The sequence below is a fragment of the Streptomyces sp. NPDC127197 genome, from assembly GCF_042672405.1.
Lineage (GTDB): Bacteria > Actinomycetota > Actinomycetes > Streptomycetales > Streptomycetaceae > Streptomyces > Streptomyces flavusporus.
In genome coordinates, this window is the sequence record NZ_JBHXVG010000001.1 from 315,069 (window position 1) to 339,897 (window position 24,829).

19 protein-coding genes and 1 tRNA gene are annotated in these 24,829 nt (G+C 68.9%); 11 read left to right on the forward strand and 9 right to left on the reverse strand.

Going from position 1 to position 24,829, the window contains the following annotated elements; genetic code table 11:
* Positions 1–9: 9 nt before the first annotated feature.
* Both ACFVJQ_RS01550 and ACFVJQ_RS01555 read right to left on the reverse strand, forming a co-directional pair.
* Positions 10–144, reverse strand: coding sequence for an SPW_0924 family protein (locus tag ACFVJQ_RS01550; protein ID WP_385780385.1), 135 nt, complete (start codon positions 142–144; stop codon positions 10–12).
* A 149-nt stretch (positions 145–293) separates the two neighbouring features.
* Positions 294–2,015, reverse strand: coding sequence for a lytic transglycosylase domain-containing protein (locus ACFVJQ_RS01555; RefSeq protein WP_385780119.1), 1,722 nt, complete (start codon positions 2,013–2,015; stop codon positions 294–296).
* Between the two features lie 277 nt (positions 2,016–2,292).
* Here ACFVJQ_RS01555 and ACFVJQ_RS01560 point away from each other — a divergent pair, with 277 nt between their 5' ends.
* Positions 2,293–3,153 (forward strand): DUF4184 family protein, encoded by an 861-nt coding sequence (locus ACFVJQ_RS01560; RefSeq protein WP_385509281.1) that lies wholly within the window; start codon positions 2,293–2,295, stop codon positions 3,151–3,153.
* Here ACFVJQ_RS01560 and ACFVJQ_RS01565 read toward each other — a convergent pair.
* Together ACFVJQ_RS01565 and polA are read right to left on the reverse strand one after the other, a co-directional pair.
* Positions 3,098–3,469: a hypothetical protein gene (locus ACFVJQ_RS01565; RefSeq protein ID WP_385509282.1), complete on the reverse strand. Its 372-nt coding sequence runs from the start codon at positions 3,467–3,469 to the stop codon at positions 3,098–3,100. The two genes, ACFVJQ_RS01560 and ACFVJQ_RS01565, sit on opposite strands and share 56 nt — an antisense overlap.
* Positions 3,470–3,732: 263 nt before the next feature.
* Positions 3,733–6,459 (reverse strand): DNA polymerase I, encoded by a 2,727-nt coding sequence (polA, locus tag ACFVJQ_RS01570; protein WP_385780122.1) that lies wholly within the window; start codon positions 6,457–6,459, stop codon positions 3,733–3,735.
* Positions 6,460–6,626: 167 nt separating this feature from the next.
* Between polA and ACFVJQ_RS01575 the strand changes: the two genes are divergently transcribed.
* The 7 genes from ACFVJQ_RS01575 (at position 6,627) to ACFVJQ_RS01605 (ending at position 15,704) form a co-directional block, all read left to right on the forward strand.
* Positions 6,627–8,906 carry an FdhF/YdeP family oxidoreductase gene (locus tag ACFVJQ_RS01575; RefSeq protein ID WP_385780125.1) on the forward strand — a complete coding sequence of 760 codons (2,280 nt, stop codon included), beginning with the start codon at positions 6,627–6,629 and terminating at the stop codon, positions 8,904–8,906.
* A 67-nt stretch (positions 8,907–8,973) separates the two neighbouring features.
* Positions 8,974–9,462, forward strand: coding sequence for a hotdog fold thioesterase (locus ACFVJQ_RS01580; protein WP_385780128.1), 489 nt, complete (start codon positions 8,974–8,976; stop codon positions 9,460–9,462).
* Positions 9,463–10,018: 556 nt separating this feature from the next.
* Entirely contained in the window at positions 10,019–11,245 is a 1,227-nt protein-coding gene (locus ACFVJQ_RS01585; protein WP_385780388.1) for a branched-chain amino acid ABC transporter substrate-binding protein, read from the forward strand.
* 134 nt (positions 11,246–11,379) lie between these two features.
* The gene (locus ACFVJQ_RS01590) at positions 11,380–12,309 is read left to right on the forward strand and encodes a branched-chain amino acid ABC transporter permease (protein WP_385509286.1); all 930 of its coding nucleotides are present in this window, start codon (positions 11,380–11,382) and stop codon (positions 12,307–12,309) included.
* A 4-nt stretch (positions 12,310–12,313) separates the two neighbouring features.
* The gene (locus tag ACFVJQ_RS01595) at positions 12,314–14,122 is read left to right on the forward strand and encodes a branched-chain amino acid ABC transporter permease (protein ID WP_385509287.1); all 1,809 of its coding nucleotides are present in this window, start codon (positions 12,314–12,316) and stop codon (positions 14,120–14,122) included.
* Positions 14,123–14,127: 5 nt separating this feature from the next.
* Positions 14,128–14,991 (forward strand): ABC transporter ATP-binding protein, encoded by an 864-nt coding sequence (locus ACFVJQ_RS01600; protein WP_385509451.1) that lies wholly within the window; start codon positions 14,128–14,130, stop codon positions 14,989–14,991.
* A complete protein-coding gene (locus ACFVJQ_RS01605) occupies positions 14,988–15,704 on the forward strand; it encodes an ABC transporter ATP-binding protein (protein ID WP_385509289.1) in 717 nt (238 codons plus the stop codon). The genes ACFVJQ_RS01600 and ACFVJQ_RS01605 overlap by 4 nt, the downstream gene beginning before the upstream one ends.
* Positions 15,705–15,780: 76 nt before the next feature.
* Here ACFVJQ_RS01605 and ACFVJQ_RS01610 read toward each other — a convergent pair whose 3' ends face one another.
* Positions 15,781–16,449, reverse strand: coding sequence for an ANTAR domain-containing response regulator (locus ACFVJQ_RS01610; protein WP_385509290.1), 669 nt, complete (start codon positions 16,447–16,449; stop codon positions 15,781–15,783).
* A gap of 104 nt (positions 16,450–16,553) precedes the next feature.
* On the opposite strand from ACFVJQ_RS01610, the gene ACFVJQ_RS01615 reads away from it, so the two are divergent.
* A tRNA-Leu gene (locus tag ACFVJQ_RS01615) sits at positions 16,554–16,637 on the forward strand.
* Positions 16,638–16,726: 89 nt separating this feature from the next.
* A complete protein-coding gene (locus ACFVJQ_RS01620; RefSeq protein WP_385509291.1) occupies positions 16,727–17,515 on the forward strand; it encodes a helix-turn-helix domain-containing protein in 789 nt (262 codons plus the stop codon).
* Between the two features lie 10 nt (positions 17,516–17,525).
* Here the strand turns inward: ACFVJQ_RS01620 and pyk are convergent, their stop codons facing one another.
* Together pyk and ACFVJQ_RS01630 are read right to left on the reverse strand one after the other, a co-directional pair.
* Positions 17,526–18,956: a pyruvate kinase gene (gene pyk / locus ACFVJQ_RS01625; RefSeq protein ID WP_385780133.1), complete on the reverse strand. Its 1,431-nt coding sequence runs from the start codon at positions 18,954–18,956 to the stop codon at positions 17,526–17,528.
* A gap of 181 nt (positions 18,957–19,137) precedes the next feature.
* Complete coding sequence (locus ACFVJQ_RS01630) at positions 19,138–19,860, reverse strand: SIMPL domain-containing protein (RefSeq protein ID WP_385509293.1); 723 nt, start codon at positions 19,858–19,860, stop codon at positions 19,138–19,140.
* Positions 19,861–20,022: 162 nt separating this feature from the next.
* Between ACFVJQ_RS01630 and ACFVJQ_RS01635 the strand changes: the two genes are divergently transcribed.
* Positions 20,023–21,828, forward strand: coding sequence for a bifunctional metallophosphatase/5'-nucleotidase (locus ACFVJQ_RS01635; RefSeq protein WP_385780136.1), 1,806 nt, complete (start codon positions 20,023–20,025; stop codon positions 21,826–21,828).
* A gap of 20 nt (positions 21,829–21,848) precedes the next feature.
* Here the strand turns inward: ACFVJQ_RS01635 and ACFVJQ_RS01640 are convergent, their stop codons facing one another.
* Together ACFVJQ_RS01640 and ACFVJQ_RS01645 are read right to left on the reverse strand one after the other, a co-directional pair.
* Positions 21,849–23,276: a lysine N(6)-hydroxylase/L-ornithine N(5)-oxygenase family protein gene (locus ACFVJQ_RS01640; RefSeq protein WP_385780139.1), complete on the reverse strand. Its 1,428-nt coding sequence runs from the start codon at positions 23,274–23,276 to the stop codon at positions 21,849–21,851.
* The gene (locus ACFVJQ_RS01645) at positions 23,273–24,631 is read right to left on the reverse strand and encodes a pyridoxal phosphate-dependent decarboxylase family protein (protein ID WP_385780142.1); all 1,359 of its coding nucleotides are present in this window, start codon (positions 24,629–24,631) and stop codon (positions 23,273–23,275) included. Before ACFVJQ_RS01645 ends, ACFVJQ_RS01640 begins: the two co-directional genes overlap by 4 nt.
* Positions 24,632–24,829 lie beyond the last annotated feature (198 nt).

Consider the following 24,829-nt stretch of genomic DNA (forward strand, 5'->3'; position numbering starts at 1 on the left):
CCCGGGCGGTTACGGGTGCGACGGCACCGTCGTCAGCAGCGGCTTGGGGGATGTCTTGCCCGTCGGTGAGCCGAGCGCCGTGATCGTGAGGACCAGGGCGAACGCGAAGGCGAGACCGGCCGCGGCGGCGATCAGGGCGCGCATACGGGCCTCCCGGGGCGTCGGTACGGACGGGACCTGATACTTCGTCAGGTCCGGCACCGTAGCAACGCACGCGCGAGATGAGAACACGTTGCACACATGACGAGGGCGCCCCGCCGCCGAAGCCGAGGGGCGCCCTGGTTGCCGCGTGCCTACGCCGAGGGCGAGGGCGAGGCGTCGGCGGATGTGCTTGCCGTCGGGCTCGGGGAGGGCGCCGCCGTCACGGTCAGCTCGACCGTCAGCACCGCGCCGCCCGTGGTGGTGATGCGCAGCAGGTACGTGCCTGGGGTGTCGTCCGCGTACAGCTTGGGCAGCGTCAGCAGGCCGTCCGCGTCCGTCTCGAGACCTGTCAGGGTCCGTACGGCGGTGCCGTCGGCGTCCTTGAAGTAGGGGCCCTTGTCGTTCGCGGTCGGGTCGTCCGCCGACTTGATCAGTGTCGCGGTGGCCGCGACACCGTCCGCGGCGGCGCCCTTGTACGTCGCCTTCACCTGGACCTGGTTCGCGAACTCGCCGCCCGCCACGCAGGTCAGCGCCTCGTCGCCGGTACGGGCGAGGGCGTCGGCGGCGCGGGGGGTGACGGTGGCGGCGTAGTCGACGCCGGGAATCGAGCGGCCCACGACGGAGGCCCGGACGGTGAAGTCGCCGGTCTTCTCGCCCGCCTTCAGCGCCGGAGCGAGGGCCACGCCGGACGTGCCGGTGACCATCGTGGCCACCTTCTCGCCGCCGGTGAAGGTGGTATCGGTGTCGCCGACGATCGAGAACCGGATCCGCACCTTGGCGACGCCCTTGCCGGCCTCGGTCTCGGCCCGGGCGCTGATCCGCTCGCCGAAGGTGTCGCCCGCCATGGCGGTCAGCTGCGCCGTGCCCGCGTCCTCGAGGTGGTCCACCGTGTCGGTGGGGGTCGGCGGGGTGCTGGGTGGGGTGCTCGGCGGGGTCGAAGGGGGAGGCGTCGGGCTGGTGGAACCGCCGCCGGAGGGCGGCTTCGCCGACTGGGTCCCTGGCTTCTTGGACGGCGGCTTCGGCGAGGGGCTCGACCCGGCGGGCTCGTCGCTGCGGTCGGAGGGGAGCTGGCCGGTGCCGTCCGGGACCTCATGGGTGCCCTTGCGGTAGTACTCCAGCCACGACAGGACGGTGTTGAGGTAGTCCGTCGAGTTGTTGTAGCTGAGGATCGCGCTGTTGAGGTCGGAGTCGGTCGACAGGTCCCAGCCGAAGCGGCACAGGTAGTGGCCGGCCGCGAGGGCGGCGTCGTAGATGTTGTTGGGGTCCTTCAGGCCGTCGTCGTTGCCGTCGCGGCCGGCCCACGCCCAGGTCGACGGGATGAACTGCATGGGGCCCACGGCCCGGTCGTACGCCGAGTCGCCGTCGTAGCGGCCGTTGTCGGTGTCGCTGATGTTCGCGAAGCCGTTGCCGTTCAGCTGGGGACCGAGGATGGCGGTGATCGTGGTGCCGTTCGCGTCGACGTTGCCGCCGCGCGCCTGGCCCGACTCGACCTTGCCGATGGCGGCGAGGAGCTCCCAGGGCAGGTTGCAGCCGGGCTTCGACGCGCGCAGCTCGTCCGCAGCCTTCTTGTAGGCGTCCAGGACGGTCGCCGGTATGCCGGCGGCCGCGTCGCCCGTGATCGGATCCGCCGTGGCGGAGGGCGAGGGGGTGGGGCTGTCCAGCGGCGGCAGGTCCGTGTAGTACGGCGAGTTGCCGGTCGCGCTGTCCCCGGCAGGCGCGTCGGGTGAGGGCTGGGTGCCGGTGGCGGACTGTCTGCCGGAGCCGTCGGTCACCAGTCCCGGGCCCTGGGACGCGGCCAGCGCCGCAACCGCCACCGCGGCCACGGTGGTGTTCATCGCCCCCTTGCGCAGCCTCCTGCCGAATTGCGCCGCCATGAAGTGAACCCCTCCCATGGGCGTCCGGGCGCCCGCCGCTGTCTGCCCTGCCGCGATGTCCTGTTCGCGACGTTCCGTCTCAGGTGCCCTGTGGCATTGTTCTGTTGGCGGTACGACGCGCTCCCCGGCACGTCAACCCAGGCGACCCTACGACAACTTCCTGCGCACGGGCACCCGTCCGTGCCCGATTTTCACCGCTTGGCCATACGCCGTTGGGCCGTCGGCCGCACCTCGGGCCCCGCATACTGGGCGTCAACGTCCGTCATGGGGAGCACTGTTGCCGTTCACTCTGAGTCATGCGGCAGCCGTGCTGCCCGCGGTACGCACCGACGGCACCGGCCGTGGACCGCTGGTGCCGTCCGTCCTTGTGGCGGGCTCCTTCGCGCCCGACATGACCTATTACGCGGCGAGTGTGCTGCCCGGTGCGATGGAGTTCGGCGAGGTGACGCACTCCTTCCCGGGCGTGTTCACGGTCGACGTGCTGGTCGCCTGGGTGCTGGTGGGGCTGTGGCTGCTCGTCCGCGAACCGCTGGTGGCTCTGCTGCCGCGGGGGTGGCGGCCACGGGTGGCCACGCTCCTGCGCTGCGGGGCGCCACGCGCGCGCGTGCAGCCGGTTTCGGTGGCGTGGTGGTACGTGTCCGCGGCGCTCGGGGCGCTCACGCATGTCGTGTGGGACGCGTTCACCCATCTCGACCGGTGGGGGATGCGGCTGTTTCCCGTCCTGGGGCAGGAGGTGGCGGGGTCACCGCTGTACTGGTACCTGCAGTACGGGGGTTCGGCTCTGGCCGCGGCCGCCATCGCCGTGTTCGTGGCCTACGCGCTGCGGCGCGTGTCCGCGGCCGAGCCGGTGGGTGTGCCCTCGCTGTCGGTACGGGACCGCTGGTGGGCTGGTGCCGTGATCGGCGGCTGCGCGCTGGTCGCGGCGGTGCACCGGGCGGCGCGGTGGTGGCAGTACTGGGGATCCGTCGCCAAGCCGTGGGAACTGATTCCGACGCTGTGCTTCGGAGCCGGGGCGGGACTCGTCCTGGGGGTGCTGTTGTACGCCGTGGGGGTGCGGCTCCGGCGGCCGGCTCGGGTCGCCTCTAGTGGTTCCAGAGGGGCCGGCAGGGAGCGGGACCGGAGCCGTCAGGGGGCTTGATGGCCGGGACGGTGGGGAGGGTCGCGGTGAACACGGTGAGTGTGTGCGTCGGACGGGGTGGCCGGGGCAGCTGGGCGAGGAGCAGGGCCAGGTAGCCGCGGGCCAGGTCGGCCCACAGGCGCCAGACGGCGGTGCCACGGACGCGTACGACGGCGGGTTTCCGGAATTCCCGGTGCGCGAGGCGGCGGCGTAGCTCCGCGGCGGCGTGTCTCAGGGCCGTCATCGCGTCGGTGGGGATGCGGGCGGTGCTTGCGCCGACCGCGTGGGTCGGGGCCGGCGGGATCGCCGTCCGGCGGTTGAGCATGCGTATACCCATGGCCGCATCTTGACCGGCCGGGGCGGCGGGGGGCTTTTCCGCGGGGGCCACGCGGGTGACGGGTCCCTCCGGGGGTGGCATGGATTCTGGGGTTGGGGGTGGGTTCCGGGGTTGTGCGGGTCGGCCCAGGTGGGGTGGGGTGCGGACGGTTCGGCACCGCTGGGGTGCGCCGTAGGGGTTGCTCGCCGTTGCGGCGGAGGGTTCGTGCCGGAACCCTCCGCCGCAACGGTGCAGCCTCTGATCGGGTTGGAAACCGCCGGAGGCTAGTGCGCTGCCGACTCCCAGTCGGGGCCCACGCCCACCGAGACGTCCAGGGGGGCCCTGAGGTGGACGGCGTCGGCCATTTCGCGGCGGACGATCTCCTCGGCCGCCGTTCGCTCGCCGGGGGCGATCTCCAGGACGATTTCGTCGTGGACCTGGAGGAGCATGCGGGACTTGAGGTCCGCCTCCCGCAGGGCCCGGTCCACGTTCAGCATGGCGATCTTGACGATGTCCGCCGCCGTGCCCTGGATGGGTGCGTTGAGGGCCATGCGCTCGGCCGCCTCACGGCGCTGGCGGTTGTCGCTGTTGAGGTCGGGGAGGTAGCGGCGACGCCCGAAGAGCGTCGCTGTGTAGCCCGTCGCCCGGGCCTCGTCGACCGCCCGGCGCAGATAGTCCCGTACGCCGCCGAAGCGCTCGAAGTACGCGTCCATCAGGGTGCGGGCCTCCGCCGCCTCGATGTTCAGCTGCTGGGACAGGCCGAACGCCGACAGCCCGTACGCCAGGCCGTACGACATCGCCTTGATCTTGCGGCGCATCTCGGCGTCCACCGCGGAGGGGGCGACGCCGAACACCTGCGCGGCAGCCGTGGTGTGCAGGTCCTCGCCGGACGTGAACGCCTCGATCAGACCCGCGTCCTCGGAGAGGTGGGCCATCACGCGCAGCTCGATCTGGCTGTAGTCCGCCGTCATCAGCGACTCGAAGCCCTCGCCGACCACGAAGCCGCGGCGGATCGCCCGGCCCTCGTCGGTGCGGACCGGGATGTTCTGCAGGTTCGGGTCCGTGGAGGACAGGCGGCCGGTGGCGGCGACGGTCTGGTTGAAGGTGGTGTGGATACGGCCGTCCGTCGCGATGGTCTTGATCAGGCCCTCGACGGTGACCCGCAGCTTCGCCTGCTCGCGGTGGCGGAGCATGATCACGGGCAGTTCGTTGTCGGTCTGGGTGGCCAGCCACGCCAGCGCGTCGGCGTCGGTGGTGTAGCCGGTCTTGGTCTTCTTGGTCTTCGGCAGGGCCAGCTCACCGAAGAGGACTTCCTGCAGCTGCTTGGGCGAGCCCAGGTTGAACTCGTGCCCGGCGGCCGCATGGGCCTCCTTCACGGCCTGCTGCACGGCACCGGCGAACGTCTGCTCCATGGCTTCCAGGTGGGCGCGGTCCGCCGCGATGCCGTGCCTCTCCATCCGGGCCAGCAGCACCGACGTGGGCAGCTCCACGTCCCGCAGCAGGTCCGCGGCGCCGACCTCCTGCAGCCGGCCCTCGAAGGCCTGGCCCAGGTCGAGGACGGCGCGGGCCTGGACCATCAGCGCCTCGGCCTCGGCGCCGTCGTCCGCGCCGAAGGCCAGCTGTCCGTCGGCCGCGGCGGCGGGGGCGAGCTCGCGGTGCAGGTACTCCAGGGACAGCGCGTCCAGGTCGAAGGAGCGGCGGCCCGGCTTGACCAGATAGGCGGCGAGCGCGGTGTCCATGGTGACGCCGACGACGGTCCAGCCGTGCTCGGCGAAGACCCGCATCGCGCCCTTGGCGTTGTGGAAGACCTTGGGCCGGGCGGCGTCGGCCAGCCAGGCCGCGAACGCCTTCTCGTCGGCCTCGTCCAGCTGGGACGGGTCGAACCAGGCCGCCGGTCCCGACAGCGTGGCGAGCGCGATCTCGGCGACCGCGCCCGTGCCGAGCGCCCACGTGTCCACCGTGGCGACGCCCAGGGGGCCTGCGCCGTGCTCGGCGAGCCAGGGCGCCAGCTCGCCCGTGCCCAGCACCGTGCCGTCCAGTTCCACGCCGTCGGCCACGACCGGGGTGACCTCGGCCTCCTCGGCGCCCGGGTCGACGCCGAAGAGCCGTTCGCGCAGCGAGGGGTTCCTGATCTCCAAGGTGTCCAGCACCATGGCGACGGCCTTGCGGTCGTACGGCGCGCGGGCCAGGTCGGCGACCGTCCTGGGCAGCTCCACCTGGCGCTCCAGCTCGGTGAGCCGGCGGTTCAGCTTCACCGCCTCCAGGTGGTCGCGCAGGTTCTGCCCGGCCTTGCCCTTGACCTCGTCGACGCGCTCCACCAGTTCGGCGAACGAGCCGAACTGGTTGATCCACTTCGCGGCCGTCTTCTCGCCGACGCCCGGGATGCCCGGCAGGTTGTCCGACGGGTCGCCGCGCAGGGCAGCGAAGTCGGGGTACTGCGCGGGCGTCAACCCGTACTTCTCGAAGACCTTCTCCGGCGTGAACCGGGTCAGCTCCGAGACGCCCTTGGTGGGGTAGAGCACCGTGGTGTGCTCGGAGACCAGCTGGAAGGAGTCGCGGTCGCCGGTGACGATCAGCACCTCGAAGCCCTCGGCCTCGGCCTGCGTGGCGAGCGTGGCGATCACGTCGTCCGCCTCGTACCCCTCGACCGCGAAGCGCTGGGCGTGCATCGCGTCGAGCAGCTCGCCGATCAGCTCCACCTGGCCCTTGAACTCGTCCGGAGTCTTGGAGCGGTTCGCCTTGTACTCCGTGAACTCCTGGGAGCGCCAGGTCTTGCGCGAGACGTCGAAGGCCACCGCGAAGTGCGTGGGCTCCTCGTCGCGGAGTGTGTTGGCCAGCATCGACGCGAAGCCGTAGATCGCGTTCGTCGGCTGGCCCGTCGCGGTCGTGAAGTTCTCCGCGGGCAGCGCGAAGAACGCGCGGTAGGCCAGCGAGTGCCCGTCCATGAGCATCAGGCGCGGACGGGTACCGCCGGGGGCGTTGTCGGTCTTCTTCGATGCTGTCTCTGCCACGCCCCCGATCCTGCCACGACCCACTGACAGTCAGCCCCGGGCACCGTCCACGCTCCTCGGCGCAGGCATTGCTCACGCCCTCCGCACGCCCGCACCGTCAACGGTGTCACCGCCACGTGCGAGGATCGGAGACGTATCTCACACACGCACTCGAAGGAGAGCGGGCGATGGCAACGAAGCCGCCCAACGCCGACCCGGTTCAGGACGCCCCTGACGTCGCCGAGCCGCAGCACGCGGCGGCCGGGCTGCCGGCCATCGGGCACACCCTGCGCGTCGCCCAGCAGCAGATGGGCGTGAAGCGCACCGCGCTGACGCTGCTGCGGGTGAACCAGAAGGACGGCTTCGACTGCCCGGGCTGCGCCTGGCCGGAGCCGGACCACCGGCACAAGGCGGAGTTCTGTGAGAACGGCGCGAAGGCGGTCGCCGAGGAGGCCACCCTGCGCCGGGTCACCCCGGAGTTCTTCGCCGCGCACCCGGTCGCCGACCTCGCCGGCCGCAGCGGCTACTGGCTCGGCCAGCAGGGGCGGCTCACGCACCCCATGTATCTGCCCGAGGGCGGCGAGCACTACGAGCCGGTCACCTGGGAGCGTGCCTTCGATCTCATCGCCGAGGAGATCACCGCCCTCGACTCCCCCGACGAGGCCGTCTTCTACACCTCGGGGCGTACGAGCAACGAGGCCGCGTTCCTCTACCAGCTCTTCGCGCGCGAGCTCGGCACGAACAACCTGCCCGACTGCTCGAACATGTGCCACGAGTCGTCCGGCTCGGCGCTGTCCGAGACGATCGGCATCGGCAAGGGCAGCGTCCTGCTGGAAGACCTCCACAAGGCCGACCTGATCATCGTCGCCGGCCAGAACCCCGGCACGAACCACCCGCGGATGCTCTCCGCGCTGGAGAAGGCCAAGGCAGGCGGCGCGAAGATCATCAGCGTCAATCCGCTGCCCGAGGCCGGCCTGGAACGCTTCAAGAACCCGCAGACCCCGAAGGGGCTGACCGCCGGGGCCTCGCTCACCGACCTGTTCCTGCAGATCCGCATCGGCGGCGACCAGGCCCTCTTCCGTCTCCTCAACAAGCTCATCCTCGAGGCCGAGGGCGCCGTCGACGAGGACTTCGTGCGCCAGCACACCCACGGCTACGAGGAGTTCGCCGCAGCCGCCCGCGCCGCCGACTGGGACGAGACGCTCACCGCGACGGGCCTCACGCGCGCGGAGATCGAGCAGGCCCTGCGCATGGTCCTCGCCTCCGAGCGCACCATCGTCTGCTGGGCGATGGGCCTCACCCAGCACAAGCACTCCGTGCCGACCATCCGCGAGGTGGTCAACTTCCTCCTCCTGCGCGGCAACATCGGCCGGCCCGGCGCGGGCGTGTGCCCGGTGCGCGGCCACTCGAACGTGCAGGGCGACCGCACCATGGGCATCTTCGAACGGCCGGCACCCGCCTTCCTGGACGCCCTGGAGAAGGAGTTCGGCTTCGCGCCCCCGCGGGAGCACGGCTACGACGTCGTACGCGCCATCCGCGCCCTGCGGGACGGCGAGGCGAAGGTGTTCTTCGCGATGGGCGGCAACTTCGTCTCCGCGTCCCCCGACACGGACGTCACCGAGGCGGCGATGCGACGCGCCCGGCTCACCGTGCACGTGTCGACGAAGCTCAACCGCAGCCACGTCATCACCGGCGCACGAGCACTCGTCCTGCCCACCCTGGGCCGCACCGAGCGCGATCTTCAGGGCAGCGGCGAGCAGTTCGTGACCGTCGAGGACTCCATGGGCATGGTGCACGCCTCCCGCGGCCGGCTGGAGCCCGCGAGCCCGCACCTGCTGTCCGAGCCGGCGATCGTCTGCCGTATGGCACGCCGCGTGCTCGGCGAGAACAGCACGGTGCAGTGGGAGGAGTTCGAGAAGGACTACGCCACCGTCCGCGACCGCATCGCGCGTGTGATCCCCGGCTTCGAGGACTTCAACGCGCGCGTGGCCCGCCCCGGCGGCTTCACCCTGCCGCACGCCCCGCGCGACGAGCGCCGCTTCCCCACGGCCACCGGCAAGGCCAACTTCACCGCGGCGCCCGTGGAGTACCCCAGGCTGCCCGAGGGCCGGCTGCTGCTGCAGACGCTGCGTTCGCACGACCAGTACAACACCACGATCTACGGCCTCGACGACCGCTACCGGGGCATCAGGAACGGCCGCCGGATCGTCCTCGTCAACCCCGAGGACGCGCGGGAGCTCAAGGTCGCGGACGGGTCGTACGTCGACCTGGTCAGCGAGTGGACGGACGGCGTTGAGCGGCGCGCGCCCGGCTTCCGGGTCGTGCACTACCCCACGGCACGGGGCTGTGCGGCCGCCTACTACCCGGAGACCAACGTCCTCGTCCCGCTGGACGCCACCGCCGACGTCAGCAACACCCCGGCCAGCAAGTCCGTCGTCGTCCGTCTGGAACAATCTGCGACCGACTGAGCGTTTGCTCAGCCGGATGCGTTCCCAGACGTGTTCGACGAGAAGACGACGAAACGGAGCCCGGCCCATGGGTGAGCAGCAGACCGTGAAGTTCCCGCAACAGGTCATCGACGAGTACGCGGCGCTCGGCGTCGACCTGCCCGCCCTCTTCTCCGCCGGACACCTGGGCACCCGCATGGGCGTGCAGATCATGGAGGCCTCCGCGGACCGTGTCGTCGGCACGATGCCGGTGGAGGGCAACACCCAGCCGTACGGGCTGCTGCACGGCGGCGCGTCCGCGGTGCTCGCCGAGACGCTGGGCTCGGTCGGCTCCATGCTGCACGGCGGCACCTCAAAGATCGCCGTGGGCGTCGACCTGAACTGCACCCACCACCGCGGCGTCCGCTCCGGCCTGGTGACCGGCGTGGCCACACCCGTGCACCGGGGCCGGTCCACGGCGACGTACGAGATCGTGATCAGCGACGAGCAGGACCGACGCGTGTGCACCGCCCGGCTGACCTGCCTGCTGCGGGATGTGAACCCGGGCGACGGGGACCACGTACGCACGGCGGGCTGATCCGGACACAGGGCCGGGCTCGCAGGGTGGTCGACCAGCGCCAGTCGCACCGCACCTCAGCCAGAACGGCGGGGCCCCGCGGTCCGGCCCCGCACGTCGCTTTTGCGGAAAAGTGCCGCGGAACGACGCACTCTTTTTCCCGCCTGTAACTCTATGTAATACGCGCGCAATTGAGGGCTGCACTTTCAGCCGGGATCCAGTGCAGGGGCGACACCCCACAAGCAACACCAGGTAGCCTGCAGCAACCACTCCCCGCCATTACCAAAACCGAAAACACTGCTGATCACAGCAGGCGAATCCTGCGAGTCTCAACATGCGGACAGGGCGAATCGGTTGGAATTCCGCGCTTCCACCCGCCTAGTACCGCTCTGCATTACGTCGTGTCATAACAAGAGCGTCACAGCCTTGGTCAGACACTCCTCCACGGTTCCCGCACACGCTTAGAGTCACGGCCAGTCACCGCTCCAACGGGAGTTCGGTACCAGCGCAGCACCCGCTATCCCCCCGCAGGGGGTGGCCGAGCCTGCCGAAAGGACTGATTGTGCGACAGCGTTCTTTGGTGATCCTTACCTCCGTCCTCACGACCGGAGCTCTGACGCTCACCGCCTGCGGCTCCCGAGACGACAACGGCGGCGGCGACAGCGGCGGCGGGGACACCACCACCCTGACCATCGGCGTGGACGCCCCGCTGTCCGGCGAGAACTCCCAGACCGGCCTCGGTATCCAGTACGGCGCCCAGATCGCCGTCGACGACGCCAACGAGAAAAACCTGGTCCCCGGCGTCAAGTTCAAGATCAAGGCCCTGGACGACAAGGCGCAGCCCGCCACCGGCCAGTCCAACGCCACCGACCTGACGGGTGACCAGAGCGTCGTCGGCGCCGTCGGCCCGCTGAACTCCGGTGTCGCCCAGTCGATGCTGCAGGTGTTCTCCGCGGCCAACATGGTCCAGATCTCCCCTGCGAACACCAACCCCGAGCTGACCCAGGGCAAGAACTGGCAGACGGACAAGAAGCGGCCGTACAAGACGTACTTCCGCACCTCCACCACCGACGAACTGCAGGGCAGCTACGCCGCCGACTACGCCTTCAACGGCCTCAAGAAGAAGAACGCCTTCGTCGTCGACGACAAGCAGACCTACGGCGCCGGCCTGGCGAAGATCTTCAACGAGCAGTACAAGAAGCTCGGCGGCAAGGTGGTCGGCACCGACCACGTCAACACCGGTGACAAGGACTTCGGTTCGCTCGTCACCAAGATCAAGAACTCCAAGGCCGACCTGCTCTACTACGGCGGCCAGTACGACGAGGCCCAGCTGATCACCAAGCAGCTCAAGGACGCCGGGGTCAAGATCCCGCTGTTCGCCGGTGACGGCACGTTCTCCACCACATACATCGAGACGGCCGGCGCGGCCGCCGAAGGCGACCTCGTCACCGCCATCGGCGTCCCCGCGGACACCCTGCCCGCCGCCAAGGACTTCATCGCCGAGTACAAGGAGAAGGGCTACAAGGGCGACTACGGCGCCTACGGCACCTACGCCTACGACGCCACCACCGCCATCATCAACGCCGTCAAGGCCGCCATGGACGCCAACGACGGCAAGCTGCCCGAGATGAACGAACTGCGTCCGAAGGTCGTCGACGAGGTCCAGAAGTCCGACTTCGAAGGCCTCACCGGCAAGGTCTCCTTCGACGAGTACGGCGACACCACCAACAAGCAGCTGACGGTTTACCAGGTCGAAAAGGGCGAGTGGAAGGCCGTCAAGACCGGCACCGCCGAACTCGGCTGATCCAGGCCCCCCAAGCACGCCACACACGGGCCGCGTGGAAGGAGGACCCCGACCGCGCGGCCCGTTTCCACACCCAGACCACCCCCCGGCACGCAACCAGTGCATACGACCACCAGCGACATGGAGGCCATGCGGTGAACACCCTGCCGCAGCAGCTGGCCAACGGGCTGCTCCTAGGCTCGATGTACGGGCTGATCGCCATCGGCTACACGATGGTGTACGGCATCGTCCAGCTCATCAACTTCGCGCACGGCGAGATCTTCATGACCGGGGCCTTCGGCGCCCTCACGGTCTACTTCTACATCCTGCCCGACGGCACCTCGATGGCGATCGCCGTCCCCCTGATGCTGCTCGGCGGCGCCATCGTCGCCATCCTCATCGCCGTCGGAGCGGAACGGTTCGCCTACCGACCACTGCGCGGAGCACCACGCCTGGCACCGCTCATCACAGCCATCGGCCTCTCCCTGGCCCTCCAGGAAGTCGTCCGCAACTTCTACCCCGAAGCCGACGGCGCCCGCCCCTTCCCCGGCCTCGACACCACCCACGACATCGGCTCCATCACCATCAAGGACGCCGACATCTTCCTGATCGCCGCCGCGATCCTCTGCATGTCCGCCCTCGCCTGGTTCGTCCGCAAGTCCCGCACCGGCCGCGCCATGCAGGCCACCGCCCAGGACCCCGACACCGCGCAGCTCATGGGCATCGACACCAACCGCATCATCGTCATCGCCTTCGCCATCGGCGGCTTCTTCGCCGCCGTCGCCGCACTCGCCTACGGCCTCAAATACGGCAACGTCGACTACCGCATGGGCTTCCTCATGGGCCTGAAGGCCTTCACCGCGGCCGTCCTCGGCGGCATCGGCAACATCTACGGCGCCATGCTCGGCGGCATCGTCCTCGGCATCGCCGAAACGCTCGCCTCCGCCTACATCGACGAAATCCCCGGCATGCAGCAGCTCGGCGGCCAGAGCTGGGCCAACGTCTGGGCCTTCTGCCTCCTCATCCTCGTACTCCTCGTCCGGCCACAGGGCCTGCTCGGCGAGCGTGTAGCGGACAGGGCGTGATCACATGACCGACATCGACAAGACCACGCCGGCCACCCCGGCCGCCCCCGTCCCCGCGGCACACAGTCTCCTGCCGCTGCCCCTCTCGGCCGCCCGCGCCCTGCTCCTGGCCGGCGGCATAGCCACCGCCGCCTCCGCCTTCCTCGCCTGGACCTGGACCTCCGAGTTCCCCGGCGACCTCACCATCAACGGCTACCCCGGCGGCCTGCAGTGGCTGACCTTCACCGCCGGCGTCATCACCGCGCTGTTCGCCCTCGCGTCGTACGGCATCCGCGGCCTCGGTTGGCTGCTGCCCGCGGGCAACAACGCACCCCTCGTGCTGAGCGCCGTCAGCGGCTTCGCCACCACCTGGTTCACCATCATCGCGATCAGCGTCGAACTCGGCGGACTCGCCAACCTCGAACCCGGAGGCTGGATCGCGGCCGTCGCCGCCCTCCTCCCCCTCCTCGGCGCCCTCGCCCTCCCCGAGAAGAGCACCGGCGACCCCAAGGACACCCTCAAGGCCTACATCACCAAGGCCGACAAGATCCCCGCGCCGACCCCCGTCGCACCCTGGGTCGAACGGCTCCTCCTCACCGTCATCACGATGATCGGTCTCGGTGTCTTCACCTACGGCATCGACACCGAGTACGGCGAACTCTTCATCGGCTACCTCATCGTGGTCGCCTTCACCGCCTGGGCCCTGCACACCGCCGGCCTCCTCGACCGGCTCTCCCGGCTCGTCGCCCACAACCGCAGCTTCACGCTCGCCATGGGCTTCGTCGCCGCCATCGCGTTCCCCTTCACCCAGACCAACGACCACTACGCCAACATCGGCGTCAACATCCTCATCTTCGGAACCGTCGCCCTCGGCCTCAACATCGTCGTCGGCCTCGCCGGACTCCTCGACCTCGGATACGTCGCCTTCCTCGGCGTCGGCGCCTACACCGCCGCCCTCGTCTCCGGCTCCGAGTTCTCCCGGTTCTCCGGCGTACAGTTCCCCTTCTGGGCCTCCGCCCTCACCGGCGCCGCCGCCTCGCTCGTCTTCGGTGTCCTCATCGGCGCCCCGACCCTGCGCCTGCGCGGCGACTACCTCGCCATCGTCACCCTCGGCTTCGGTGAGATCTTCCGCATCGCCATCAACAACATGGACGGCGACTCCGGACCCGACATCACCAACGGCCCCAACGGCATCGCGGCCATCCCCGACCTCAAGCTCTTCGGGTTCAACCTCGGCGAGTCCCACGACATCGCCGGCTTCACCCTCGGCCGCTTCGCCAACTACTACCTGCTGATGGTCCTCATCATGGCCATCGTGGTCCTCGTCTACACCCGCGCCGCCGACTCCCGCATCGGCCGCTCCTGGATCGCCATCCGCGAGGACGAGACCGCCGCCACCGCCATGGGCATCAACGGCTTCCGAGTCAAGCTCATCGCCTTCGCCCTCGGCGCCGCCCTCGCCGGCCTCGCCGGCACCGTCAGCGCCCACGTCACCTACAGCGTCGTACCGACGCCCTACCAGTTCGCCGGCTCCACCCCGCCCAACTCCGCGTTCCTCCTGGCCGCGGTCGTCCTCGGCGGCATGGGCACCGTCGCAGGACCGCTCCTCGGCGCGGCACTGCTCTACCTCATCCCGGAGAAACTCGTCTTCCTCCAGGAGAAGCAGCTCCTCGCCTTCGGCATCGCACTCATCCTGCTGATGCGCTTCCGCCCCGAAGGCATCATCGCCAACCGCCGCCGCCAGCTCGAATTCCACGAGACCGGCCAGACCGACGTACCAGACACCACGACGCTGACCGACGAACCGGCCGTCACCACGAAGGCGGGTGCGTGACCACCATGACGACACCAGTACTCCAAGCCCGCGACGTCACCATGCGCTTCGGCGGCCTCACCGCCGTACGGTCCGTCGACTTCACCGTCAACGAAGGCGAAATCGTCGGCCTCATCGGCCCCAACGGCGCCGGCAAGACAACCTTCTTCAACTGCCTGACGGGCCTGTACATCCCCACCGAGGGCACAGTCTCGTACAAAGGCACCGTCCTGCCGCCCAAGCCGCACCTGGTGACCAAGGCAGGTATCGCCCGTACATTCCAGAACATCCGGCTCTTCGCCAACATGACAGTCCTCGAAAACGTCCTCGTCGGCCGCCACACCCGCACCAAGGAAGGCCTCTGGTCCGCCCTGCTGCGCGGCCCCGGCTTCAAGAAGGCGGAGAAAGCCAGCGAAGAACGGGCCATGGAACTCCTGGAGTTCATCGGCCTCGCCCACAAACGCGACCACCTCGCCCGCAACCTGCCCTACGGCGAGCAACGCAAGCTCGAGATCGCACGGGCGCTGGCGAGCGAGCCGGGACTGCTCCTGCTGGACGAGCCCACAGCCGGTATGAACCCCCAGGAGACGCGAGCCACCGAGGAACTGGTCTTCGCCATCCGCGACAAAGGCATCGCCGTACTCGTCATCGAGCACGACATGCGCTTCATCTTCAACCTGTGCGACCGCGTCGCCGTCCTCGTCCAGGGCGAAAAGCTCGTCGAAGGCACCTCGGAAGTCGTCCAGGCCGACGAACGCGTCATCGCGGCCTACCTCGGCGAACCCTTCGAGGGCGACCCCGGCGAGGCGGAGGCCGCGGAGGTGGAGGCCGCCGAGGCCCACGCCGACGCCGCACAGAGCACCACCAGCACCAAGGGAGACGCCCAGTGACCGCACTGCTCGAGGTCGAGGACCTCCGAGTCGCCTACGGCAAGATCGAAGCCGTCAAAGGCATCTCCTTCAGCGTCGAAGCCGGCCAGGTCGTCACCCTCATCGGCACCAACGGCGCCGGCAAGACGACCACCCTGCGCACCCTCTCGGGCCTGCTGAAGCCGACATCCGGGAAAATCGTCTTCGACGGCAAACCGCTCACCGGCGTCGCCGCCCACAAGATCGTCGCCCTCGGCCTCGCCCACTCCCCCGAAGGCCGGCACATCTTCCCGCGCCTGAGCATCTTCGAGAACCTCCAACTCGGAGCCTTCCTCAGGAACGACAAGGCGGGCATCGAGAAGGACATCCAGCGAGCCTACGACCTGTTCCCCATCCTCGGAGAGCGCCGCAACCAGGCCGCAGGCACCCTCTCCGGCGGAGAACAGCAGATGCTCGCCATGGGCCGCGCCCTGATGTCCCAGCCGAAACTGCTCATGCTGGACGAGCCCTCCATGGGCCTGTCCCCCATCATGATGCAGAAGATCATGGCGACGATCGCCGAACTGAAGTCCCAGGGCACCACGATCCTGCTCGTCGAGCAGAACGCCCAGGCGGCACTCTCACTCGCCGACCAGGGACACGTCATGGAAGTCGGCAACATCGTCCTCTCCGGCACCGGCCAGGACCTGCTCCACGACGAGTCCGTCCGCAAGGCATACCTCGGCGAGGACTGAGCGCCTTCGCAACCACAACGAGGCCCGCGCCCCCTGCTCACCAGGGGACGCGGGCCTCGTGCTGCTGCCCGAGGGCTCAGCCCTTGCCCGCGGCCTTGCCCGCCTTCTTCTCAGCGGCATCCTCAATGACAGCCTCGGCCACCTGCTGCATCGACAGCCGCCGATCCATCGACGTCTTCTGAATCCACCGGAACGCGGCCGGCTCCGTCAGCCCGTACTCCGTCTGCAGAATCGACTTCGCCCGATCCACCAGCTTCCGCGTCTCCAGCCGCTGAGAGAGGTCCGCGACCTCCTTCTCCAGCTCCTTGAGCTGCGTGTACCGCGAGACGGCCATCTCGATCGCCGGGACGACATCACTCTTGCTGAACGGCTTCACCAGGTACGCCATGGCACCGGCGTCGCGAGCCCGCTCGACGAGATCGCGCTGCGAGAACGCCGTGAGCATCAGCACCGGCGCGATCGACTCCTCGGTGATCTTCTCCGCCGCGGAGATACCGTCCAGCTTGGGCATCTTCACGTCGAGGATCACGAGGTCGGGCTTGTGCTCACGGGCCAGCTCGACGGCCTGCTCACCGTCACCGGCCTCGCCGACGACCGTGTACCCCTCTTCCTCGAGCATCTCCTTGAGGTCGAGCCGGATCAGTGCCTCGTCCTCGGCGATGACGACACGGGTCGTCAGCGGAGGCACGTGCGACTTGTCGTCGTCGGGCGCGTCTACGGGCTGGGGCGACTCGGGGGCGGTCACGGGGGCTCCTTGGTACGGGCCGGGCAGGTGCTGCTGCCTATGCAGCCTACCTAGAGGCGGGGAGCTGCGGTGAGCCGGTATGCTTCTCAGCGGTCCCCTGGCCTGCCCGGTTGGAGGAACTGGTCAGACTCGCGGCACTCAAAATGCCGTGCCCTTTGGGCATGTGGGTTCGAATCCCACACCGGGCACTTTCGAGACAGGAAGCGGAGGATCACGTTCGCGTGGTTCTCCGCTTTTTGCTGCACTGAGCGAGTGAACCGTAACGCAAAGTGTTCGCATGAACTTTCACAGCACTCAAGTGCGACAGACCGCCCTCACACTGCTACGCAGTGGCGTGAAGAACGCCGATGTTGCCCGGAAGCTCGACGTCCCGCTCGGAACGGTTGGCTACTGGAAGCACATGGACCGAGCGAAACGCGGCGAATGTCCCGGCCCGCATGAAGCGCCGTGCCCCCGATGCGACGGGCGGGAACTCGACAGTTCCGCGTACAGCTACTTACTTGGCCTCTATCTCGGCGACGGCCACATCAGCCACTACTCCGGACATCGCGTACCCAACCTCATGATCGCCTGCACCGAGTCATGGCCCGGCCTCATGGATGACTGCGAGAAAGCCATGAGTACCGTCTTCCCTCACAACTCCGTCTGCCGCGTCCGCAAGACCGGCTGCCGGAACGTGAAGGTCTATTCGAAGCACCTGCCCTGTCTGTTCCCCCAGCACGGCCCTGGCAAGAAGCACGAGCGCCGCATCCTCCTCGAACCCTGGCAGCAGGAAATCGTCGACGCTCACCCCTGGGATTTCATCCGCGGCCTCATCCACTCCGACGGCTGCCGCATCACCAACTGGACGACCCGCATGGTCGGCGGTGAGCGCAAGCGCTATGAGTACCCCCGGTACTTCTTCTCCAACAAGTCGGACGACATCAGGCGGCTCTTCACAGACGCCCTCGACAAGGTCGGCGTCGAGTGGACCACGCTGGCCCGCGGAAGCGACCCGTTCAACATCTCCATCGCCCGCAAAGCCTCCGTCGCCCTCATGGACACCCACGTAGGCCCCAAACACTGAAAACCGCTTCCTACCTGGTGCTCTCCCCAATGTGGTGCACCCGCACCAGGTTCGTCGTCCCCGGCATCCCAGGCGGCGAGCCCGCGGTGATGATCACCGTGTCGCCCTTCTCGCAGCGGCCGTACCTCGTGAGGAGTTCGTCGACCTGGCCGACCATGGCGTCGGTGGACTCCACGTGCGGCCCCAGGAACGTCTCCACGCCCCATGTCGCGCTGAGCTGGGAGCGTGTCGCCGGCTCCGGGGTGAAGGCCAGCAGCGGGATCGGCGAGCGGTAGCGGGAGAGGCGGCGGGCCGTGTCGCCGGACTGGGTGAAGGCGACCAGGAACTTGGCGCCGAGGAAGTCGCCCATTTCCGCGGCCGCGCGGGCGACGGCGCCGCCCTGGGTGCGGGGCTTGTTGCGTTCGGTCAGGGGCGGGAGGCCCTTGGCGAGGATGTCTTCCTCCGCCGCCTCGACGATCTTTGCCATCGTCCTGACCGTTTCCACGGGGTACTTGCCGACGCTTGTCTCGCCGGAGAGCATCACGGCGTCCGTGCCGTCGATGACGGCGTTGGCGACGTCGCTGGCCTCGGCGCGGGTCGGGCGGGAGTTCTCGATCATCGAGTCCAGCATCTGCGTCGCCACGATCACCGGCTTGGCATTGCGCTTCGCGAGCTTGATCGCGCGTTTCTGGACGATGGGGACCTGTTCCAGGGGCATTTCGACGCCGAGGTCTCCGCGGGCCACCATGATGCCGTCGAAGGCGGCCACGATGTCGTCGATGGCGTCGACGGCCTGCGGTTTCTCGATCTTGGCGATGACGGGGAGGCGGCGGCCTTCTTCGTCCATGATGCGGTGGACGTCCTTGATGTCGCGTCCGCTGCGGACGAAGGAGAGGGCGATGATGTCGAAGCCGGTGCGCAGGGCCCAGCGGAGGTCGGCTTCGTCCTTGTCGGAGAGGGCGGGGACGGAGACGGCGACGCCGGGGAGGTTGAGGCCTTTGTTGTCGGAGATGACGCCGCCTTCGATGACCGTGGTGTGGACGCGGGGGCCGTCCACCTTGGTGACTTCGAGGCATACTTTGCCGTCGTCGACGAGGATGCGTTCGCCGGTGGTGACGTCGCTCGCGAGTCCGGCGTAGGTGGTGCCGCAGGTTTCGCGGTCGCCGGGGGTGCCTTCTTCGACGGTGATGGTGAAGGTGTCGCCGCGTTCAAGGAGTACGGGGCCTTCGGTGAAGCGGCCGAGTCGGATCTTCGGGCCTTGAAGGTCGGCGAGGAGTCCGACGCTGCGGCCGGTTTCGTCGGAGGCCTTGCGTACGCGTTGGTAGCGCTCCTCGTGCTCGGCGTAGCCGCCGTGGCTGAGGTTGAATCGGGCGACGTCCATTCCGGCGTCGACCAGTGCCTTGATCTGGTCGTATGAGTCGGTGGCGGGGCCCAGTGTGCAGACGATCTTTGCTCGGCGCATGGTTCGAGCCTAGGCCTTACCGGCGGGTAGAGAATTGGTCGGGCGTGACTACTCAACAACCGTTGGGTGAAGGGGCGTTGACAACTGTTGAATTGTGCGGATGGCTGCTCTGATGAGCAATAGCACTCCTGTCACGCATTTGGAGCCGTGCATTCACACTGGCGGATTGTTGAATGTGTGGTCAAAGGCGGGGTGGTGCCATCGTGAATCGGGCGTTGACCTGGGCGTGGACGTGTTGTCGTTGGGGTTCGAGGTCGAGGGGTGCGGCGGTGGTGTCCTCGGCGGAGGCGGCGTGGGCGATGGAGCGCATGCGACTGCCAGGTGCTTGGGGGTAGGGCGGGGGGTTTTCGGCGCCGGTGTCGGCGAGTTCGACGAGGGCGGTGAGGGTGGTGCCGAGGGCGTCGGCGTATTCGCGGGCGCGTTGGACGGCTTCGTGGACGGCTTGTTGGCGGGCTTGGCGGTGGGCGGGTGAGTCGGGGCGGAGGGTCCACCAGGGGCCGTCGACGCGGGTGAGGTCGAGGTCGGCCAGTCGGGTGGTGAGTTCGCCGAGGGCGGTGAAGTCGGTGAGTTCGGCGGTGATGTGGACGCGGCCGTGGTAGGTGCGGATGCGTTCGGCGCGGCCGTGTTTGGTGAGTTCGGGGGTGATGGAGAAGGCGCCGGTTTCGAGGCGTTCGACGGCGTCGCCGTAGGTTTTGATGAGGTCGAGGGCGGTGGTGTTGCGGCGGGTGAGGTCGTCGAGGGCGGTGCGGCGGTCGCGGCCGCGGGCGGTGACGGTGATGCCGATGCGGGCGATTTCGGGGTCGACTTCGAGGTGGGCTTGGCCGCGGACGGCGATGCGGGGGGCGTCGGGGGTGCCGTAGGGGACGGCGGGTGGTTGGGGTTCGTGGCCGGTGGGTGTGGTCATGGGCCCACTGTGTCAGTTCTCGGTGTGCTGTCACTCGTTTGGTCGGCGGGTTGGGTCATCAGATCGAAACCTGGTGGGTCTGTTGCGGGCGGTCATGTCCGGGTCAGAATCTACGCGCGTTATCTACGCGCGTCGTTGGCCGTGGCTGGAGGAGAGCACGAGATGCCGTTGAACCGCCGGAAGTTTCTGAAGAAGTCCGCCGTGACCGGGGCGGGGGTGGCGCTCGCCGGTGCGGCGTCGGCTCCGGCGGCTCAGGCCGCGGAGGTGAGGAAGGGCCCGAGGCCGGCGAAGCGGTACTCGTTGACGGTGATGGGCACGACGGACCTGCACGGGCACATCTTCAACTGGGACTATTTCAAGAACGCGGAGTACACGGACGCCAAGGGCAACGCGCAGGGTCTGGCGCGTATCTCGACGCTGGTCGAGCAGGTCCGTGCGGAGAAGGGCCGCCGCAACACGCTGCTGCTGGATGCGGGCGACACGATTCAGGGCACCCCGTTGACGTACTACTACGCGAAGGTCGACCCGATCACGGCCGAGGGCGGGCCGGTGCACCCGATGGCGCAGGCGATGAACGAGATCGGGTATGACGCGGTGGCGCTGGGCAACCACGAGTTCAACTACGGCATCGAGACGCTGCGGAAGTTCGAGGAGCAGTGCGACTTCCCGCTGTTGGGTGCGAACGCCCTGGACGCGAAGACGCTGAAGCCGGCGTTCCCTCCGTACTTCTTCAAGAAGTTCCATGTGAAGGGCGCTCCGCCGGTCAGGGTTGCGGTTCTGGGTCTGACGAATCCTGGTATCGCGATCTGGGACAAGGCGTATGTGCAGGGCAGGATGACGTTTCCCGGTCTGGAGGAGCAGGCGGCGAAGTGGGTGCCCAGGCTGCGCTCGATGGGTGCGGACGTGGTGGTGGTGTCGGCGCACTCCGGGTCGTCCGGCACTTCTTCGTACGGTGACCAGCTGCCGTATATCGAGAACTCGGCGGCGTTGGTGGCGCAGCAGGTGCCAGGGATCGATGCGATTCTGGTGGGTCATGCGCACACGGAGATCGCCGAGTTGAAGGTGACGAACGAGAAGACCGGTAAGACGGTGGTGCTGTCGGAGCCGTTGGCGTATGCGGAGCGGCTGTCGCTGTTCGACTTCGAGTTGGTTTTCGCGAAGGGCCGGTGGACGGTGGAGTCGGTGGCGGCGACGGTGCGCGACTCGAAGACGGTCGCCGACGACCCGAAGATCACCAAGCTGCTGCAGGACGAGCACGATGTCGTCGTGGCGTATGTCAACCAGGTCGTCGGCACTGCGACGGAGACCCTGACGACCGTCGAGGCGCGTTACAAGGACGCTCCGATCATCGACCTGATCACCAAGGTGCAGGAGGATGTGGTCAAGGCGGCGCTGGCGGGCACGGAGTACGCGTCGTTGCCGGTGATCTCGCAGGCTTCGCCGTTCTCGCGGACTTCGGAGATCCCGGCGGGCGATGTGACCATCCGGGATCTGTCGAGTCTGTACGTGTACGACAACACGCTGGTCGCGAAGCTGATGACGGGCGCGCAGGTCAAGGCGTATCTGGAGTATTCGGCGGAGTATTTCGTGCAGACGGCGGCGGGCGCGGCGGTCGATGTGGAGAAGTTGACCAATGCGGGTGGTCGGCCGGACTACAACTACGACTATGTGTCGGGGTTGGCGTACGAGATCGACATCGCCCGGGCGGCGGGTTCGCGGATCAGGAACCTGACCTACGACGGAGCCGCGCTGGATGACGCCCAGCAGTTCGTGTTCGCGGTGAACAACTACCGCGCGAACGGTGGTGGCGCGTTTCCGCATGTGGCGTCGGCGCGGGAGTTGTGGTCGGAGTCGACGGAGATCCGGACCCGGATCGCGGAGTGGGTGACGGCGAAGGGTGTGCTGGATCCGAAGGATTTCGCGTCGGTGGGCTGGAAGCTGACGCGGGATGGCGTGCCGGTGTTCTAGACCGTCTGGCCTGGGGGTTTTCAGTTCCCGTCCGTGAGGGGTGTGAGTGTCTTCGGGTGGCGCGCGGGCGGGAGCTGGGACTGGTGTGGTTGCAGGCCGAAGGTGGTGAATGCGGTGCGGTGGGGCAGTGGGTAGGGCTCCTTGCCGGTCAGGGAGTTGAGGATGGTGGCGCTGCGCCAGGCGGCGAGGCCGAGGTCGGGGGTGCCGACGCCGTGGGTGTGGGGTGCGGCGTTCTGGATGTGGATCGCTCCGGTGATGGCGGGGTCGAGGAGGAGGCGGTATTCGTCGTCGATGCGGGGGCGGTTCTGGCTGTCGCGGCGTAGGTGGGGGTCGAGGCCGGCGAGGAGGCGGGTGAGGGGGCGTTCGCGGTAGCCGGTGGCGAGGACGACGGCGTCGGTGGTGAGCCGGGTTCGGGTGTTCTGCTGGGTGTGTTCGAGGTGGAGTTCGATTCTGCTGGTGGCGATGCGGCCGGCGGTGCGGACGTGGACGCCGGGGGTGAGGACGGCGTCGGGCCAGCCGCCGTGCAGGGTGCGGCGGTAGAGCTCGTCGTGGATGGCGGCGATGGTGTGGGTGTCGATGCCTTTGTGGAGTTGCCACTGTGCGGCGATGAGGTTGTCGCGGACGGGTTCGGGCAGGGCGTGGAAGTAGCGGGTGTAGTCGGGGGTGAAGTGTTCCAGGCCGAGCTTGGAGTACTCCATGGGGGCGAAGGCTTCGGTGCGGCCGATCCAGTGCAGTTTTTCGCGGCCGGCGGGGCGGTGGCGCAGTAGGTCGAGGAAGACTTCGGCGCCGGACTGTCCGGAGCCGACGACGGTGATGTGGTCGGCGGTGAGGAGGGTGTCGCGGTGGTCGAGGTAGTCGGCGGCGTGGATGACGGGTACGCCGGGTGTGTCGACGAGGGGGCGGAGCGGGTCGGGGATGTGGGGTTCGGTGCCGATGCCGAGGACGATGTTCCTGGTGTAGGTGCGGCCGAGGGACTGGGCTTGTGAGTCGGTGTCGAGCTGGGTGAAGTCGACTTCGAAGAGGTCGCGTTCGGGGTTCCAGCGGACGGCGTCGACCTGGTGGCGGAAGTGGAGTCCGGGGAGGTTGTCGGCGACCCAGCGGCAGTAGGCGTCGTATTCGGCGCGTTGGATGTGGAAGTGCTCGGCGAAGTAGAAGGGGAAGAGCCGGTCGCGGGTTTTGAGGTAGTTGAGGAAGGTCCAGGGGCTGGTGGGGTCGGCGAGGGTGACCAGGTCGGCGAGGAACGGTACTTGGATGGTGGCGCCGTCGATGAGCAGGCCGGGGTGCCAGTCGAAGGTGGGGCGTTGTTCGTAGAAGACGGCGTCGAGTTCGGCGAGGGGGTGGGCGAGGGCGGCGAGGGAGAGGTTGAAGGGGCCGATGCCGATGCCGACCAGGTCGCGGGGGGCTTGGGTTGCGTGGTGCGGGGTGTGGGGGTTGGTGGGGCGGGTCATCGGGGGGTGTTTCCTTCCACCAGTGTGAGGAGGGCGGCCAGGTCCTGGGGGGTGGTGTGGGGGTTGAGGAGGGTGGCTTTGAGCCAGAGGCGGTCGGCCAGCCGGGCTCGGCCGAGGACGGCGCGGCCGTCGGTGAGGAGTTGTCTGCGTACGGCGGCCACGGTGTCGTCGGTGGCGTGGGTGGGCCGGAACAGGACGGTGCTGATGGTGGGCCGGTCGTGGAGTTCGAGGGCGGGGTGGGTGTCGATGAGGTCGGCGAGGTCGTGGGCGTGGGCGCATACCTGGTCGATGAGTGCGCCGAGCCCGCTGCGGCCGAGGGTTCTGAGGGTGACGGCGATCTTGAGGATGTCGGGTCTGCGGGTGGTGCGCAGGGAGCGGCCGAGGAGGTCGGGGAGGCCGGCTTCGGTGTCGTCGTCGGCGTTGAGGTAGTCGGCGCGCTGGTGGAGGGCGGCGAGGTCGCGGGGGTCGGTGACGGTGAGGAGGCCGGCGGCGATGGGCTGCCAGCCGAGTTTGTGCAGGTCGAGGGTGATGGTGTCGGCGGCTTCGAGGCCGGCGAGTTTGGTGCGGTGGCGTTCGCTGAACAGGAGTGCGCCGCCGTATGCGGCGTCGATGTGCAGGCGGGCGCCGTGGGCGCGGCAGCGGGCGGCGATGTCGGGCAGCGGGTCGATGAGTCCGGCGTCGGTGGTGCCGGCGGTGGCTGCGACGAGGAGGGGGCCGCGCAGGTCGGTGAGGGCTTTGTCGAGGGTGGCGGGGTCGAGGGTGCCGGTGGGGGCGGGCAGGACGACGGGGTCGGGCAGGCCCAGCAGCCAGGCGGCGCGGCCGAGGGAGTGGTGGGCGTTCGTGGCGTGGACGAGCTGGATGCGGGGGCCGTGGGTCTCGCGGGCGAGCAGCAGGGCGAGGTGGTTGGATTCGGTGCCGCCGGTGGTGACGAGGGCGTCGGCGGCGCCGACTTCGTGGGCGAGCGCCTGTGTGACGAGGGTTTCCAGGGTGGAGGCGGCCGGGGCCTGGTCCCAGGAGTCGAGGGAGGGGTTGAGGGCGCTGGCGGCGAGGTCGGCGGCGGTGGCGACGGCGAGGGGTGGGCAGTGCAGGTGGGCGGCGCACAGGGGGTGTGCCGGGTCGGCGGAGCCTGTGGCGAGGGTGTGTACGAGGACGTGCAGGGCGTCCGGGTGGCCTTCGTCGGGCAGTACGTCGCCCACCGCGGCCCGGACCTGCGCGGCGACGGCGTCCGGGCCGCCGGCGGGCAGCGGCCCACCGCGCGCTCGGGTGCCGTCCTGGAGGGCGTGGAGCACGGTGTCGAGCAACGGCCGTAGCGCGCCCGGGCCTTCGGGGCCTGAGGCGAGGGGCGGCGTGGGCATGCTTCCAGCTTGTACGCGGGTGGGGGCGACGCGCCCGAAACGCCCAGGGATCGGTACCCGAAAGGGGTACGGGGTGGCGTCGGGTGGCGGGCGTGGGCCCGCCAACCCTGTGCCGCGTTGCGGGCCCCGCCCGCCCGGTGCCGCGTTGCGGTGGCGTGCCGGGCCCCGCGGTTGCAGCGTGATCCGCCGGACGGGGGC